General features: G+C 72.4%; 14 protein-coding genes. 5 read left to right on the top strand and 9 right to left on the bottom strand.

What is annotated here, in order from left to right:
- Together ACWGIU_RS11860 and ACWGIU_RS11865 are read left to right on the top strand one after the other, a co-directional pair.
- The coding region (locus tag ACWGIU_RS11860; RefSeq protein WP_453704793.1) for a hypothetical protein at window positions 1-285 on the top strand (285 nt) is incomplete at its 5' end.
- A gap of 188 nt (window positions 286-473) precedes the next feature.
- Window positions 474-911, top strand: coding sequence for a hypothetical protein (locus tag ACWGIU_RS11865; RefSeq protein ID WP_453704795.1), 438 nt, complete (start codon window positions 474-476; stop codon window positions 909-911).
- Between the two features lie 26 nt (window positions 912-937).
- Here ACWGIU_RS11865 and ACWGIU_RS11870 read toward each other — a convergent pair whose 3' ends face one another.
- A complete protein-coding gene (locus ACWGIU_RS11870) occupies window positions 938-2,416 on the bottom strand; it encodes a hypothetical protein (protein ID WP_453704797.1) in 1,479 nt (492 codons plus the stop codon).
- Window positions 2,417-2,790: 374 nt separating this feature from the next.
- Between ACWGIU_RS11870 and ACWGIU_RS11875 the strand changes: the two genes are divergently transcribed.
- Window positions 2,791-4,290, top strand: coding sequence for a hypothetical protein (locus tag ACWGIU_RS11875; protein WP_453704799.1), 1,500 nt, complete (start codon window positions 2,791-2,793; stop codon window positions 4,288-4,290).
- Window positions 4,291-4,431: 141 nt separating this feature from the next.
- On the opposite strand, the gene ACWGIU_RS11880 is transcribed toward ACWGIU_RS11875, so the two are convergent.
- The 4 genes from ACWGIU_RS11880 to ACWGIU_RS11895 all read right to left on the bottom strand — a co-directional run bounded on the left by ACWGIU_RS11880 (window position 4,432) and on the right by ACWGIU_RS11895 (window position 8,006).
- Window positions 4,432-5,109, bottom strand: a complete 678-nt coding sequence (locus ACWGIU_RS11880) for a hypothetical protein (protein ID WP_453704801.1) — start codon at window positions 5,107-5,109, stop codon at window positions 4,432-4,434.
- A 21-nt stretch (window positions 5,110-5,130) separates the two neighbouring features.
- On the bottom strand, window positions 5,131-5,478 hold the full coding sequence (locus ACWGIU_RS11885) for a S26 family signal peptidase (RefSeq protein ID WP_453704803.1): 348 nt from the start codon (window positions 5,476-5,478) through the stop codon (window positions 5,131-5,133).
- A 199-nt stretch (window positions 5,479-5,677) separates the two neighbouring features.
- Window positions 5,678-7,324 (bottom strand): D-alanyl-D-alanine carboxypeptidase/D-alanyl-D-alanine endopeptidase, encoded by a 1,647-nt coding sequence (gene dacB, locus ACWGIU_RS11890; RefSeq protein ID WP_453704805.1) that lies wholly within the window; start codon window positions 7,322-7,324, stop codon window positions 5,678-5,680.
- Between the two features lie 304 nt (window positions 7,325-7,628).
- Entirely contained in the window at window positions 7,629-8,006 is a 378-nt protein-coding gene (locus ACWGIU_RS11895; protein ID WP_453704807.1) for a hypothetical protein, read from the bottom strand.
- 254 nt (window positions 8,007-8,260) lie between these two features.
- On the opposite strand from ACWGIU_RS11895, the gene ACWGIU_RS11900 reads away from it, so the two are divergent.
- Window positions 8,261-8,878 carry a nucleoside/nucleotide kinase family protein gene (locus tag ACWGIU_RS11900; RefSeq protein ID WP_453704809.1) on the top strand — a complete coding sequence of 206 codons (618 nt, stop codon included), beginning with the start codon at window positions 8,261-8,263 and terminating at the stop codon, window positions 8,876-8,878.
- A gap of 261 nt (window positions 8,879-9,139) precedes the next feature.
- Here the strand turns inward: ACWGIU_RS11900 and ACWGIU_RS11905 are convergent, their stop codons facing one another.
- The 4 genes from ACWGIU_RS11905 to ACWGIU_RS11920 form a co-directional block, all read right to left on the bottom strand.
- A complete protein-coding gene (locus ACWGIU_RS11905) occupies window positions 9,140-9,919 on the bottom strand; it encodes a succinate dehydrogenase/fumarate reductase iron-sulfur subunit (protein WP_453704811.1) in 780 nt (259 codons plus the stop codon).
- Window positions 9,916-11,832, bottom strand: coding sequence for a fumarate reductase/succinate dehydrogenase flavoprotein subunit (locus ACWGIU_RS11910; protein ID WP_453704813.1), 1,917 nt, complete (start codon window positions 11,830-11,832; stop codon window positions 9,916-9,918). Before ACWGIU_RS11910 ends, ACWGIU_RS11905 begins: the two co-directional genes overlap by 4 nt.
- A 1-nt stretch (window position 11,833) precedes the next feature.
- Window positions 11,834-12,658, bottom strand: coding sequence for a hypothetical protein (locus tag ACWGIU_RS11915; protein ID WP_453704815.1), 825 nt, complete (start codon window positions 12,656-12,658; stop codon window positions 11,834-11,836).
- Between the two features lie 97 nt (window positions 12,659-12,755).
- Complete coding sequence (locus tag ACWGIU_RS11920; protein WP_453704817.1) at window positions 12,756-12,980, bottom strand: hypothetical protein; 225 nt, start codon at window positions 12,978-12,980, stop codon at window positions 12,756-12,758.
- Between the two features lie 346 nt (window positions 12,981-13,326).
- On the opposite strand from ACWGIU_RS11920, the gene ACWGIU_RS11925 reads away from it, so the two are divergent.
- The coding region (locus tag ACWGIU_RS11925; RefSeq protein ID WP_453704819.1) for an ABC transporter substrate-binding protein at window positions 13,327-14,087 on the top strand (761 nt) is incomplete at its 3' end.

A 14,087-nucleotide genomic window follows, 5' to 3' on the forward strand; every position in this document is an offset into this window, starting at 1 on the left:
GGCACCGTCGGCGTCGCGGCCACCGGCGGTCCCCAGTCCTGGCAGGAGTCCCAGATGCTGTACACGGGCGCCCCGGCCGGTGTGGCCGAAGGAGCCGGTACGGCCGTCGCCGCGGCGCTCGGCCTGGACGCCGATCTGCACGTCATCACGACGGTCCCCGCGGGAGGCGCCATGCCGGCCGGCAGCCGGACCCCCACCCCGTGGCACCGGGCCGTCCAGCCCTGGACGCTCGCGCAGGCCGGCCGCCCGGGCTCGACCGTCGCCGGGGGACAGCCCCCTCGATGACCGGCGCCCAGTCCGGCGCCCCGGGCCCGCCGGGTGGCAGGGCTGATCGGAGCGGGTGAGGATGGCAGCCGGACCACCTCGCGCCGCCGCAGCGGTCGCACTCGGACCAACGGGCGATCGGGGCTTCCATGACCCCTCCTCTCATTTCTTGCCGACGCACGTGCCCGGCAGTCGGAACGATCCGGGCCGTGGCCGCCCTCGCCGCCTGCACGGCCCTGGTGGCCGGATGCGGCGGCGACACCGCGCCCGACTGGGGGTACCCGGAACTCGGGAAGGCCCTCCGATCGCTCTCCCGCGATGTCGACGAGGCCTGTGAGCGGACGGAGACCCCGGAGAGCTGCGCGCAGGACCTCGACAGGCTCACGGCACCGACCGAGCGGGCATTCGCCCAGGTCCTGGACCACAAGCTGCTCGATGTCACAACCGTGGCGGCGATGAACGAAGTGGACCGGGCGAGGGAGCTCCGCGTCGCCGCCGCCCAGGAGCCCCGGTCGCGGCAGGATCCGCACCACCTCCCCCTCGCACGCGCGGTGGCGGCCGAGAAGCTCGCGTACCAGCGCCTCCTGGCCGAACTGGAGCGCCTGCGCACCGCCCCGCCTCCTGTCGACGGAACGGATCCGGTCTGACGGTGCAGGGGCGCAGGGGCGCGGGGCTACGGCCTCAGGGGTGGTGCGGTGAGCGCCCCGCCGTCGAGTGCCACCAGGGTGAGCACGACGATCGAGCCCGTCCAGGCGAGTGGCGCGACCGACGCGGGCCGGCCCGCCCGGTCCACCTTCTCGGGCAGTTCCCCGAGCGGGTTCCGCTTGGCGAGGACCCAGTCCAGGACCTGCCCGGCCTTCGCCGCCTTCCCCGTCGCCGCCCACGCGAGGGCGAAGAACGAGGTGCTGGGGGTCCAGGCGTTCGCACCCCAGGGCGCCGTCGGATCGTTGCCGGGGGTGAGCCCCCCGTTGGGCAGGAGCAGCGCCTTGTACGTGGTGTCCAGCGCCCGGGGCAGGTCGGCCGGGGCCGTGTTGAACGGGGGCGCCATGAAGGCCACCGCGCTGTCCCGGCCGTGCTGTCCGTCGACGGTGCGCTGGTAGCCGAGCGGGGCGAACTTCCGGGAGATCGCGGTGGAGAGCCGCCCGGCGGCGCCGGACCAGCGGGCCGCGTCGCCCGGCCGGTCCAGCTCGTCGGCGAGGTCCGCGGCGGCGTTGAGTCCGGCGAGCAGGGGGGCTGCCGTACCGATGTTCGTGCTGGTCGTCATCACCTCCCAGTAGTCCGGGGAGGCCGGGGGCAGCGCGTCCGGCCCGAGGGACGCCGCCGCGTGGTCGGCCGCCTTGCGGATCATCGGGTAGAGGGCGGTCAGCCGGGCCCGGCGGGTGTCGGGAGGCGCCGTCCGGTACCACTGCCAGGTGGCCCAGGGAATCCAGCCGTTGGCGTCGAGCTGCCACCGTCTGCTGTCGGGAGGCCCGGACCCGTCGAGTTCTGTCCGCGCCTCCCAGGTGCCGTCCTCGCGCTGGGTCGCGGCGCTGTAGCGCAGGATCCGGTAGGCCTCGGCATCGTGGCCGGTGTGCGCGAACGCGGCGGAGGCGAAGCTGGAGTCGCGCGGCCAGGAGTACATCCAGCCGGGGGACCAGCCGGCCGCCATGGCTCCGTTGGGACGCAGCAGGGCGCGCATGGCCAGCAGGGCCCGCTCGGCCGCCGCGCGCCGGAGAGCCGAGCTGCCCGGCACCCGGCCGGCGGCCAGCCAGGCGCGGCTCTCGGCGATCTGCAGCCGGGCCGTCGGATCCTCCGGGGCCACCACGACCGACGCGGTCCGCCCGGCGGGGAGGTACCGCCACCGGCCGGACAGCAGCCGCAGAACGTGGCTCTGCTCTACGTACCGGGCGCCCCCGGCGAGGGCGGGCGGGACGCCCTCGGCGGCGGTGGTGTTGGAGAGGAGTCCGACGGTGGGGGCGACGAGCATCGACAAGGGCGCGTAGCGGCCCTCGGCATCGCCGAGGCTCTGGTGTCCGAGAGGCCGGACGAAGAACACCGGCCGCTCTTCCTCGGAGGGCCGGCGGACGGAGCTCCCCGCGACACACACCGGGAGGGCGACGCTCGTGAGGGCCGCGATGACGGCCGCCCAGCGGACGAGCGGGACAGCAGGCATCGCCACTCCTTCTGTCGGGCTTCCGTGCGCGCGGCCCCCGGAGCTCCCATCGTGGGCCCGCGGTGCCGGGCCCGCCACGACATGTCCGCCGCCCGGGTGAGGAAAGCGGACAGACCGCAAAGGGCCCGCGTTCCCGCACGGAGCAACGGTCGGAGCAACGCCCACGGAGCAACGGACGGAGCAACCGAGCGCCGGTCGTGGCAGGGGCGAACGCGCCCGTGGCGCACGGCAGGAGTGCCGGGAGCCCGGTCCCGGCGGTGCTCCCCTCGGATGCCGGTGGGCCGCGGACCGTGCACATTGGTGGGACCTGAACCGGCCGGGGCATCGGCCGTCGGACGTCGGCCCGGCCGCGCTTCGTTGCGAAGGACTGGTGAATGAGCACTGCTTCGACCGAGGGGAATCGCCGGTTCGTCCGCAGGCTCCTGCCGGTCGCGGGCGGCTCCCTCGTGGCGGCGGCCGGCGCGCTGATCGCCGTCGGCTGCTTCCTCGGCCTCTACGTACGGCCCACCTCGGACGACTGGTGCGCCGCCTGGAAGGCCCGTGATCTGGGCGTCCTCGGCATCACGCACGACTTCTACGCCACCCAGAACGGCCGGATCACCAACGCCTTCCTGAGCGGCATCATCTACGGCGACGGACTCGCCGGGGTGAAGATCCTTCCGACTGTCATCGCCGTCGTCCTCACCATCGGTCTGGTTCTGCTCGGGATCCAGTTCCTGCGGTGCCTCGGCGTGAAACCACCGGTACTGCTCCTGCTTGCCGCCTCCCTGGCCGTACAGGCCCTGATCTACTTCGGCGGCACACGCAGTTATCAGGTCCTGCTGTGGGCGCCGGCCACGATCTCCCACACCATTCCGAGCGTCATAGGCGTGTGGGCACTCCTGCTGGGCATCTGGACCGTTCGGCAGCCCCGGGCCGCCGTCCGTGCGGGCGGCTTCGCGGCGGCGTTCCTCATCGGGTTCGCGATCGGCACCCTCAGCGAGTCGTTCTCCCTCGTCAGCGGCCTCCTCGCGGCCTGCGTGGGACTGCTGGCCGTGCCCCGCCTCAAGCTGGCGCAGACCTGGTATCCCTTCACCTGGTGCCTGCTCTGGTGTTCCGGGGTGGTCTGCGGACTGATCGTGCTCACCACGTCCCCCGGCGCCCGGTGGCGCCGTGCCCAACAGCCGGCCAAGGAGTCCATGCTCTCCGCGGGCGAACTGCGGGGCACCTACGAGGACTGGCTGCGCATGTGGGACACCGTCACCGGCCAGTGGGCCTACCTCGGAGCCGCCGCCATCGGCGTCCTGCTGGGCCTGGGGGCCGGGCTGGCGGCGCGCGTGCCCGCGCCCGGGGAGCGGGAGCCGGGCCGGGCGGCCGTCCCGCGCGGGATGCTCGTCGCCCTGTTGCTGCTGCCGGTGCCCGTGGTGCTGCTGGGATCGTTCGCGGTGGTGCTCGGGCTGCGCAGCGGGTACGGACCGAGCGGATGGACGTACGCCCGTACCTGGACGAACTACCTCGTCCCGCTGGAACTGTCGCTGTGTGCCTACGGCGTCCTGCTGGGGGTGTGGGCCCGCCGGTTCCTGGGGCGCCGGGGGGTCGCCGTGGCCCTGCCGGCGGGCATCGTGGTCGCGGCCGGACTGGCGCTGGCCTCGCTGGCCGTGCTCGTCCCGAGCGCCAAGCAGCTCACCACCGCCACGGTCACCCGCGCGGTGGTCTGGGACGCCCAGAACTCCCGCATCCGGACCGAGGCCGCGACGGGTGCCACCGACATCGGGTACCAGCCGATATACATCGGGAGCCTGGCCGAGCCCTTTTTCACCTCCGACTACGAGCGGGACTGGGTCGCGGCCTGTGTCTCCAGCTGGTACGGCATCGAGCGGATCCACCGCCTCTGAGCACGGCCGCGCGGGTTCGGCCGCCCGGCGAGGCGGTTCCGGGTTCCGCGGCCCTCGCTCAGTACACGTCGCGGCCGTACCGCCAGGCCGTGCCGAGCTCCGGGCTGCTCCTCCTGCCGGAAACCGCCGACCTCACCCGCGCTACTTCGACGAGAGGGCCTCGGGGCTCCACCGGTCGCAGTACTCGACGTGGATCTCGCGCGCGTCACCGAGGACTCCGGCGGTGGAATGGAACCGGGTGCAGAAATGCGAGGGCGATGGATGGGCGGCCACGTGTCCGGGACCGTGCCGGGCGACATCCAGGAAGTGGTGGGCGGTGGCCCGGAACACTTTGGCGCTGCCGGTCATGAACAGGGTCTCGGCATGGAGGTGCTGGTGGAACAGATCCCGGTTCTCCCGGTGGTGCCGTGCCTCGTCGTCGGCCGAGGATCCGCCGACCACCGCCGGACCGGGCACCGGCAGGGTCACCGTCTGCGGGCGCCCCGGGCCGAGCCGGGCACGGAGCTCCTTCCACCGTGCGGGCGCGAACTGGAGCGAGTGGTGCAGCAGCACGAGATCGAGCTGTCGTGTCCCCGCTTCCGGCCGTCCGCGCGCGGGGGCGTGGTTCCCGCGGATCGGCACGTGGACCAGCGAGCGCGGTGACGAGGCGGCGACCGTCCACAGGCCGCCGATCAGCTTCGCGGCATCCTGATCGAGAGGGATGTCCAAGAAGCGGTCACGGTCGACGAGTACGGCGCGGGCCGGCGGCCGGGCCGGTCGGATGACCTTGAACTCCACCGGGCCGAGCCGCGCCCGGTGGAGGGTGACCCGAAGTTTCACGCGGCGCATCGCCCCGGACCCCTACGCCGCACGCGTCTTGTCCGCGGCGCCCACCCGGGGGACACCGTCGACCGCCGTGCAGATGCCGAAGACCCGGTCGTGGCCGGTCCAGCCGTTCACCCGGCCCCGGTTGTTGCTGATCCGCACCCGTTTCCTCGCCGGATCCACGGCCGACACCAGGTGCAGGTACACCGTCCCGGCGACACGGGCCAGGACGATGTCCCCGGCCCTCAGTTTCGACGGGTCGACCGGAGCGACCACCACCCGCTGACGACTGCGTATCAACGGGAGCATCGAGGAGCCGGTCGGCCGGAACTCCACGGTGGCTCCCCCGGCGACCCTGTCGGCCACTGCGTCCAATGCACCCATCCGAGGATGCTCGCAGACCGGGCCGTGGGACCCCAACGCATTACGCCCGTGCCCGGCACGCCGGGCACTCGGTGTGTCTGCGGCCGTCCGTTCCCGGCGGGCGGTACCAGGGTCTTTCGTCGTCTCCTCGGGCAGGCCCTCGCGCACTGTGGGAACGCCACGTCCCCGCAGGGGAGTTGTGGCCGCGGGAGGCGACCGGTCAGGGCGCGGACGACTCCTGGAGGTAGGCAGCGATCATCGCGAGGTCGTTGGCGATGGTCAGCACCTGGGTGGGGTCGGCGCCCGGTGTGGAGGCGCCGTTGACACCCGCGTAGAAGGTGTCGAAGCGGCCGCCGCCCTTGTCCAGGTAGCCCGCGATGGTGATCGCGCCGACGGCCAGCCGGTCGTTGAGGGCGTCCCCGCCGACCGCCGCGCCGGTCTTGGCGAACACCTTTCCCCGGGCCGGACAGCCGCGGCAGTTCTCGGCCAGCAGACCGTCGACCCCGAGGATGGGCAGGGCCTCCCGGAACAGCCGCGCGTCCGGGGTCCGCTGCCAGTACGCCAGCATCTGCACCAGCACCCGCGGAGTGGCCCGGTCGGCGGGGTTGCCGCCCCGGCCGTCCATGAGCTGCGCCTGCTCGCGGTCGACTCCGGCCTGGTCGAGGAAGTCGGCGAGCACCGGGAAGCCGGCCGGGCATCCGTCGCTCTTCGCCGTGACGGCCAGCAGGCAGATGCCCAGGTTGGCGCCCAGGTTGTGGCTGACCTTGAGGATCAGCTTGCCGTACTGGGCGTAGGGCGGGGAGGTGTACGCCGCCACCCGCGGGCGGCCGTCGTAGTCGCGCGGCAGCCGCCCCACCGGGTTCGCGCCCGACGGGTCGGCGGTGACGTGCACCCCGGCCCGTTCGAGCGCCTCGATCAGCGCGACGCGTCCAAACCCGGCCGGGTCGCCGATCGGGGAGGTGCGCAGCAGCGGTTCGGAGTCCGCCGCGATCGTTCCGGTCAGCCGGATCCGGGTGCCGCCGTCGGTGGCCGTCACCGTGACCGCGGTCGGCTTCCCGGCCGCCACGGTCTTCACCGCCGAGGTGACCTGGTAGGGCGCGACCTTGGGCCGCCACTCCAGCCGGGCGTCCGCGCCGGGCCGGTCCCCGGGGGTGGTCATGAGGTCGATCAGGTTGTCGTTGATGATCAGGGGCGTCGGGGTGGGGACGAGCTCCGGGTCGGGGAGGAACAGCCGGCTGTCGACGATCACGTCGCCGTCGACGCGGGTGATGCCGGAGTCGCGCACCTGCCGGGCGAGCAGATCGATCCCGGCGAGCGGGTTCTCCGGGGTGAGGGTCGCGCCGGGGAAGTCGTTGGCGTAGGTGTGGTCGAGGTCGGTGTACGCGACCGTGCCGTCGGGCCGTGTCCGGCCGCCCATGGTGAGGTCGCCCTGGGCGACGAGGTCGAGATCGCCGGTCAGCGTCGCGCCGTCGCGCTCGCCGACCGCGTAGAGCGGGGTCACGAAGCGGTGGTCGGCGCCGAGGGTGTGCCACGGGCCCGAGACGCTGAGCAGTTTGGCGGTGGACCCGGGGATGAAGAACTGCTCGGGGAAGAGGCTGTGCACGACGCGGCCGTTGTCCGGGTCGGTCTGCAGCAGGCCCCACCGGGCGTTGCGGTAGTCCGGCTTGCGCATGATCGCCCTGATGCGCGGGTCGAGGCCACCGAGGCCCGTGTCGGCGGTCGCGGACGGCGTGGCCGGGGACGCGGACGGGGCCGGGGTCGGGTCCGCGCCGGTCGCGGTCCCCGAGGCGAGCGCCACGAACAGCAGGGCGGCGCAGGCGCCGGCCATGCCGCGCCGTACCGGTGCGGGGTGGAACGATCTGCTCACAGCGCGCTCCGTTCGTCGCGGCTGTCTCCTCCCGAGGCCAAGCAACAGCGTGGCACGGCTGCGCCGCGCGGGCGCGCCGGACGGGTTCACTCCTCGGTCGGCAGCCGGCCGGGCGCGGGAGGTGCCGGTCTCGCCGTCGTACCGGCGCACGGCGTCGTACTCCCCGGGGGGCAGGTCCGTCCGCCCGGTCTCGGCGGGCCGGCGCGGTGTACCGGTGGTGCCGGCCGGCCGCACCCGAGGTGCGTTTCACCGGAAGGTGCCGTACGAGCGCGCCCACGGCAGGGCCGCGCGGCGCCGGACGGCCTCAGGCGGACGTGAAGAGCTCCTCGTGAGCGCCGTCGAGGACGAACCCGTTGTCGAAGCGGACGCGGACCGTCACGCGGACCTTCTGCTCCTGGAAGGCGACCCAGGCGGGTTCCAGGGAGGCGACCTTCTCATCGAGCTGCTTCCTGCTCCCCTCGGGCATCTGATGGCCGAAGGAGTCGAGGAGCGACTTCAGGCGCTCGTACTCGCGGACGTCCTCGCCGCTCCGCGGCCGGTGCTCGTCCACCCGCTCGACGGTGCCTTCGGCGCCCGAGGCCAGGGCCAGGAACCCGGCGACGGCGCCCCCCGCCGCGGTGACCGAACCGGTCAGCGTGAGGTCCTCGGCCAGCTTCACCCGGAGGCCTTCGTTCAACGTCATCGATCCTTCATCTCCCCGGTCGGTGCACGAGCCTATCGGTGGCTCGCGCGCCGGGGCCGACCGGCACCGCTCGGTGACGGAGGCGATCACCTCGCCGTCCCCCTATGATGCCGACGCGCCACGTACCTCGAACACCCATCCCCACAGCGGGGTGGTGCGACGCCTGCCCGCGCTGCTGACGCACCACCCCGGCGCCCCGCCCGCGACCACGGCCGGGGGTGCCCGGTGTCGGACCCCTCGGGCAGGATGTGCGGATGAGTACGACGGAACCGCTGGTGAGGGCGGGGGCGCTGGCCGCTGCGGGGGAGCGGCGCGTCCTGGGCATCGCCGGGCCCCCGGGCGCCGGAAAGTCCACACTGGCCGCCCGGCTCGCGGAAGCACTCGGGCCGGAGCGGGCCGTCGTGGTCCCGATGGACGGGTTCCACCTCGCCCAGGCCGAACTGCAGCGCCTGGGGCGAGCCGACCGCAAGGGCGCCCCGGACACCTTCGACGCCGCAGGCTACGTCGCCCTGCTGCGCCGGCTGCGCGCGCCGCACGGGTCCACGGTGTACGCGCCCGCCTTCGACCGCTCCTCGGAGGAGCCGATCGCGGGCAGCATCCCCGTGACCCCGGACGTACCGCTGGTGATCACCGAAGGGAACTACCTGCTGCACGACGCGGGGGACTGGGCCCCGGTCCGCCCCCTGCTGGACGAGGCCTGGTACCTCGCCCCGTCCGAGGAACTGCGCCTGGAGCGGCTGATCGACCGTCACGTACGGCACGGCAAGGACCCCGCATACGCGCGCGCGTGGGTCGCCCGCTCGGACGAACTCAACGCGCGCCTCGTCGCCCTGGGCCGCCACCGCGCCGACCTCGTCCTGGACACCGGCTGACCGCCCGCACCGGTCCGGGCCGCGGTCCGGACCGGCGCGCGACGATCGCACTGCCGGGTCGTCAGTACGGCAGTCCGGTCGCCGGGTTGACGTCCACGACCTGGTGCTGTGACCGGAAAGGTTCACCGGGTCACGACGCCCGGCACGGCACCTCGCCGCGTTGTCGGACCGCGCGAGTACGTCCAGTACGAGCCGCGGCCCTCCGCCTTGCGATGCACCACACCGGACGCCGCAACCCGGCAAACCTTCCCGGCCACAGCACTAGCGGGGGTCTGCGGATCTGCGCCCGATCTTGCTGCCCAGCCACACCAGCGGGTCGTACTTACGGTCCACCGCCCGCTCCTTCAGCGGGATCAGCGCGTTGTCGGTGATCTTGATGCCCTCCGGGCAGACCTCCGTGCAGCACTTGGTGATGTTGCAGTAGCCGAGCCCGTGCTCCTCCTGCGCGGTGCGCTTGCGGTCCAGACCCGCCTCCGCCGCCGCGTCCAGCGGGTGCATGTCCAGCTCCGCCACCCGCATCAGGAAGCGCGGACCGGCGAAGGCACCCTTGTTCTCCTCATGGTCACGCACCACGTGACAGGTGTCCTGGCACAGGAAGCACTCGATGCACTTGCGGAACTCCTGCGAGCGCTCCACGTCGATCTGCTGCATCCGGTAATCGCCCGGGGCCACCCCCTCCGGCGGTACGAAGGCCGGGACCTCGCGCGCCTTGGCGTAGTTGAAGGACACGTCCGTCACCAGGTCGCGGACGACCGGGAAGGCGCGCAGCGGTGTGACCGTGATCGTCTCGGACCGCTCGAAGGTCGACATGCGCGTCATGCACATCAGCCGTGGCCGGCCGTTGACCTCCGCACTGCACGAGCCGCACTTGCCCGCTTTGCAGTTCCAGCGCACCGCCAGGTCCGAGGCCTGGGTGGCCTGGAGCCGGTGGACGATGTCCAGGACCACTTCCCCGTCGTGCACCTCGACGGTGAAGTCCCGCAGTTCCCCGCCTTCCGCGTCGCCCCGCCAGATCCGGAAGCTCGCGTCGTACGTACTCATGCGTGGAGCTCCTCTTCGGCGAGGTACTTGACCAGCTCTTCCTTCTCGAAGAGCGCGAGCAGGTCGGGACGGATGGGCTCGGTGCGCGTGCGTTCGAGGGCGATCCGGTCGGCCGCCGGGTCCACCGGGGCCGGGTCCACCGGCCGGCACAGCAGGTTCACCGGGCGCCAGCCGCGCTCCATCGACGGGCAGTCCTCGCGGGTGTGCCCGCCCCGGCTCTCGGTGCGCTCCAGGGCCGCGCGGGCCACGCACTCGCTGACCAGCAGCATGTTCCGCAGGTCCAGGGCGAGGTGCCAGCCGGGGTTGAACTGCCGGTGCCCCTCGACACCGGCTCGGGAGGCCCGTACGCGCAAGGTCGCGAGCCTCTCCAGGGCCTCGGCCATCTCGCCCTCGCGCCGGATGATGCCGACGAGGTCGTTCATGGTCGTCTGCAGTTCCTGGTGGAGCGTGTACGGGTTCTCCGCGCCCTCGGCGGCGTGGAAGGGGGCCAGCGCCTCCGTCGCCGCCGCGTCGATCTCCGACTGGGCGACGCTCGGGCGTCCGGCGGACGTGGCGTACCGCGCCGCGTGCAGTCCGGCCCGCCGCCCGAAGACCAGCAGGTCGGAGAGGGAGTTGCCGCCGAGCCGGTTCGAGCCGTGCATCCCGCCCGCGACCTCGCCGGCCGCGAACAGTCCCGGCACCCCCACGGTGGCGGCGGACTCCGAGTCGACCGCGATCCCGCCCATCACGTAGTGGCAGGTCGGGCCCACCTCCATCGGCTCCGCCGTGATGTCCACGTCCGCCAGCTCCTTGAACTGGTGGTACATCGACGGGAGCCGCCGCTTGATCTTCTCGGCCGGCATCCGGGTGGACACGTCGAGGAAGACCCCGCCGTGGGGTGAACCGCGACCCGCCTTCACCTCGGCGTTGATCGCCCGCGCCACCTCGTCGCGCGGCAGCAGTTCGGGCGGGCGCCGGTTGTGGTCCGGGTCCTCGTACCAGCGGTCGCCCTCCGCCTCCGACTCGGCGTACTTCTCCTTGAAGACGTCGGGGACGTAGTCGAACATGAACCGCTTGCCCTCGGAGTTGCGCAGCACCCCGCCGTCACCGCGCACGGACTCGGTGACGAGGATGCCCTTGACCGACGGGGGCCAGACCATGCCGGTCGGGTGGAACTGCACGAACTCCATGTTCAGCAGGGGCGCGCCCGCGAGCAGGGCCAGCGCGTGGCCGTCGCCGGTGTACTCCCACGAGTTCGACGTGGTCTTGAAGGACTTGCCGATCCCGCCCGTGGCCAGCACCACGGCCGGGGCCTCCAGCACGAAGAAGCGGCCGGTCTCGCGCTCGTAGCAGAAGGTCCCCGAGACCCTCGCTCCGTCCGTGGGGCCGCCGTGGTCCTTCAGCACCCGGGTGACCGTGCATTCCTGGAACACCTTGAGGCGGGCTTCGTGGTCCCCGTACTCCTTGAAGTCCTCCTGCTGGAGCTGGACGATCTTCTGCTGGAGCGTGCGGATCAGCTCCAGGCCGGTGCGGTCGCCGACGTGCGCGAGGCGCGGGTACTCGTGCCCGCCGAAGTTGCGCTGGGAGATCTTCCCGTCGGGCGTCCGGTCGAAGAGCGCGCCCCAGGTCTCCAGCTCCCAGACCCGGTCCGGGGCCTCCTTCGCGTGGAGCTCCGCCATCCGCCACTGGTTGAGGAACTTGCCGCCGCGCATGGTGTCGCGGAAGTGCACCTGCCAGTTGTCGCCCTCGTTGACGTTGCCCATGGAGGCGGCGATCCCGCCCTCCGCCATCACCGTATGGGCCTTGCCGAACAGGGACTTGCAGATCACGGCCGTACGGGCGCCGCGCTCGCGCGCCTCGATCGCGGCGCGCAGCCCGGCGCCGCCCGCGCCGACCACGACCACGTCCCACTGCTGCCGTTCCACTTGAGCCATCTCAGAAGATCCTCGGGTCGGTGAAGGCGCCGCTGGCCAGCAGGTACACGTAGAAGTCGCACAGGGCCACGCTGATCAGGGAGGCCCACGCCAGCTGCATGTGCCGGGTGTTGAGCCGGCTGACCCAGCCCCAGAGCCGGTAGCGCACCGGGTGCTTGGAGAAGTGCTTGAGCCGGCCGCCCATGATGTGCCGACAGGAGTGGCAGGACAGGGTGTAGGCCCAGATCAGCGCGATGTTGACGAGGAACAGCAGGGTCCCGAGGCCCATGTGGCCCCAGGCGTAGTCCTCGTCGCGGAAGGTCAGCACCGTGTCGTACGTGAGGATGCCCGCGACCGGGACCGCCGCGTAGAAGAAGTACCGGTGCGCGTTCTGGAGGATCAGCGGGAAGCGGGTCTCGCCGGTGTACCTCGTGTGCGGTTCCGCGACGGCGCAGGCGGGCGGCGAGGCCCAGAAGCCCCGGTAGTAGGCCTTGCGGTAGTAGTAGCAGGTCAGCCGGAAGCCGAGCGGGAAGATCAGGATCAGCAGGGCGGGGGAGAGGACCCACCAGCTGCCGAAGATCTCCCAGTTGGGCCCGCCCTTCATCGGGACGCAGTTCTCCGCGAGACACGGGGAGTAGAAGGGGGAGACGTAGGGGGCCGCGTAGTAGTCGGCGTTCGCGAAGGCCCGCCAGGTCGAGTAGAGGATGAAGGCGAACAGCCCGGCCGCGGTGCCGGCGGGGGCCAGCCACCACCGGTCGGTGCGCAGGTGCCGGGCCGCGATCGCGGCCCGGGAGGCGTCGTGGACGCCGCCGGGCCGCTGCTGGGGTCGTTCCGTGCCTGTGGCCAAAGAAGACTCCGGGAGGAGTGATGAGGGATGCCCCGGCCGGCCCGGCCGTGGCCGGCCGGACCGGAGGGGGCGCGGGTGGATGCGTGGCCGTGACGGCCTAGGGGGCGCGGCGGTCGCGGGCGCCCAGGCCCTCGTCGTCGGAGTCCGTCCACAAAGAGCTGTCGTACGGGGTGTCCGGGACCGTCACCATCCGCAACGGGTCCGGACCGGCCGCCGTCGTCGACGGCTTCTGCCGTGCGGCCTGCTGTTCCAGCCGCTCGACCTTGCGCGTCAGCTCGTCCAGGTTGCGCCGTACGGCACTCAGATCGTCTTGCAGGGACATGATTTGCCCTCACTTCCGCCAGGTGCGGTGGCAACGCTCATGTGCGCCTGCGAGTGTCGCGCTTCCCGTCCCCCGTGTGAAGGGACGTGCAGCGATTGCGGGCGCGCAGGCGTGGATCGTGCGCCCCTCCCTGCCCCCCATTCTCATCCCTCTCCCGGGGGAACGCCTCTCGCCGCGAAAGCGGGATTGGTCCGCACGGGTGGGGTTCGCGGCGTGGCGAGAGGCGGGTGCGGGGGGTGCGGCGGAGCGTCCATTTCAGTGGGTTCCGGCAACCGGTGTGATCAGCTCCATATACCGCCGAATGTGATCATGCTTCCCGCACGCCCCGCCCCCGGAGGTACCACCCATGTCACAGAGAAGGCGCAGGTCCTTGGCGCTCCTGACCTCGGGAGTCCTCGCACTGCCGCTGCTCACGGGCTGCGGCGCGGGTGACGATGAGGGCGGTCAGGCCGCCGCAGGACAGGACATCGCGGCGACCACCCGCGACAAGATCGCGGACGGGGGAGTGCTGCGCTGGGCGGTGGACACGCTCCCGGACACCCTCAACACCTTCCAGGCCGACGCGGACGCCACCACCAGCAGGATCGCCGGCGCCGTGCTGCCCCAGCTCTTCGTGCTGGACGCCAAGGGCCGGCCGGTGATCAACCCGGACTACCTGGAGAAGGCCGAGGTCATCGAGCGGGAGCCGAAGCAGGTCGTCCAGTACAAGCTGAACCAGAAGGCGGTGTGGAGCGACGGGCGCGAGATCGGCGCCGCCGACTTCGTGGCGCAGTGGCGGGCCCTGAACGGCAAGGACTCGGCGTACTGGACGGCACGCAACGCCGGCTACGACCGCATCGAGAAGATCGAGAAGGGCAAGACGGACCTGGAGGTCAGGGTCACCTTCAACAAGCCGTACGCCGACTGGCGCTCGCTCTTCACCCCGCTCTACCCCAAGCAGGTCACCGGCACCCCGGGCGCCTTCAACGAGGGCGCCCGCGGCGCGCTGAAGATCACCGCCGGGCCCTTCGTGCTGGGCGCCGTCGACAAGAAGACCGGTACCGCCGCCCTGACCCGCAACGCGCGCTGGTGGGGCCGTCCGGCGAAGCTGGACACGCTGGTCCTGAC

The organism is Streptomyces sp. NPDC054840 (assembly GCF_053611065.1).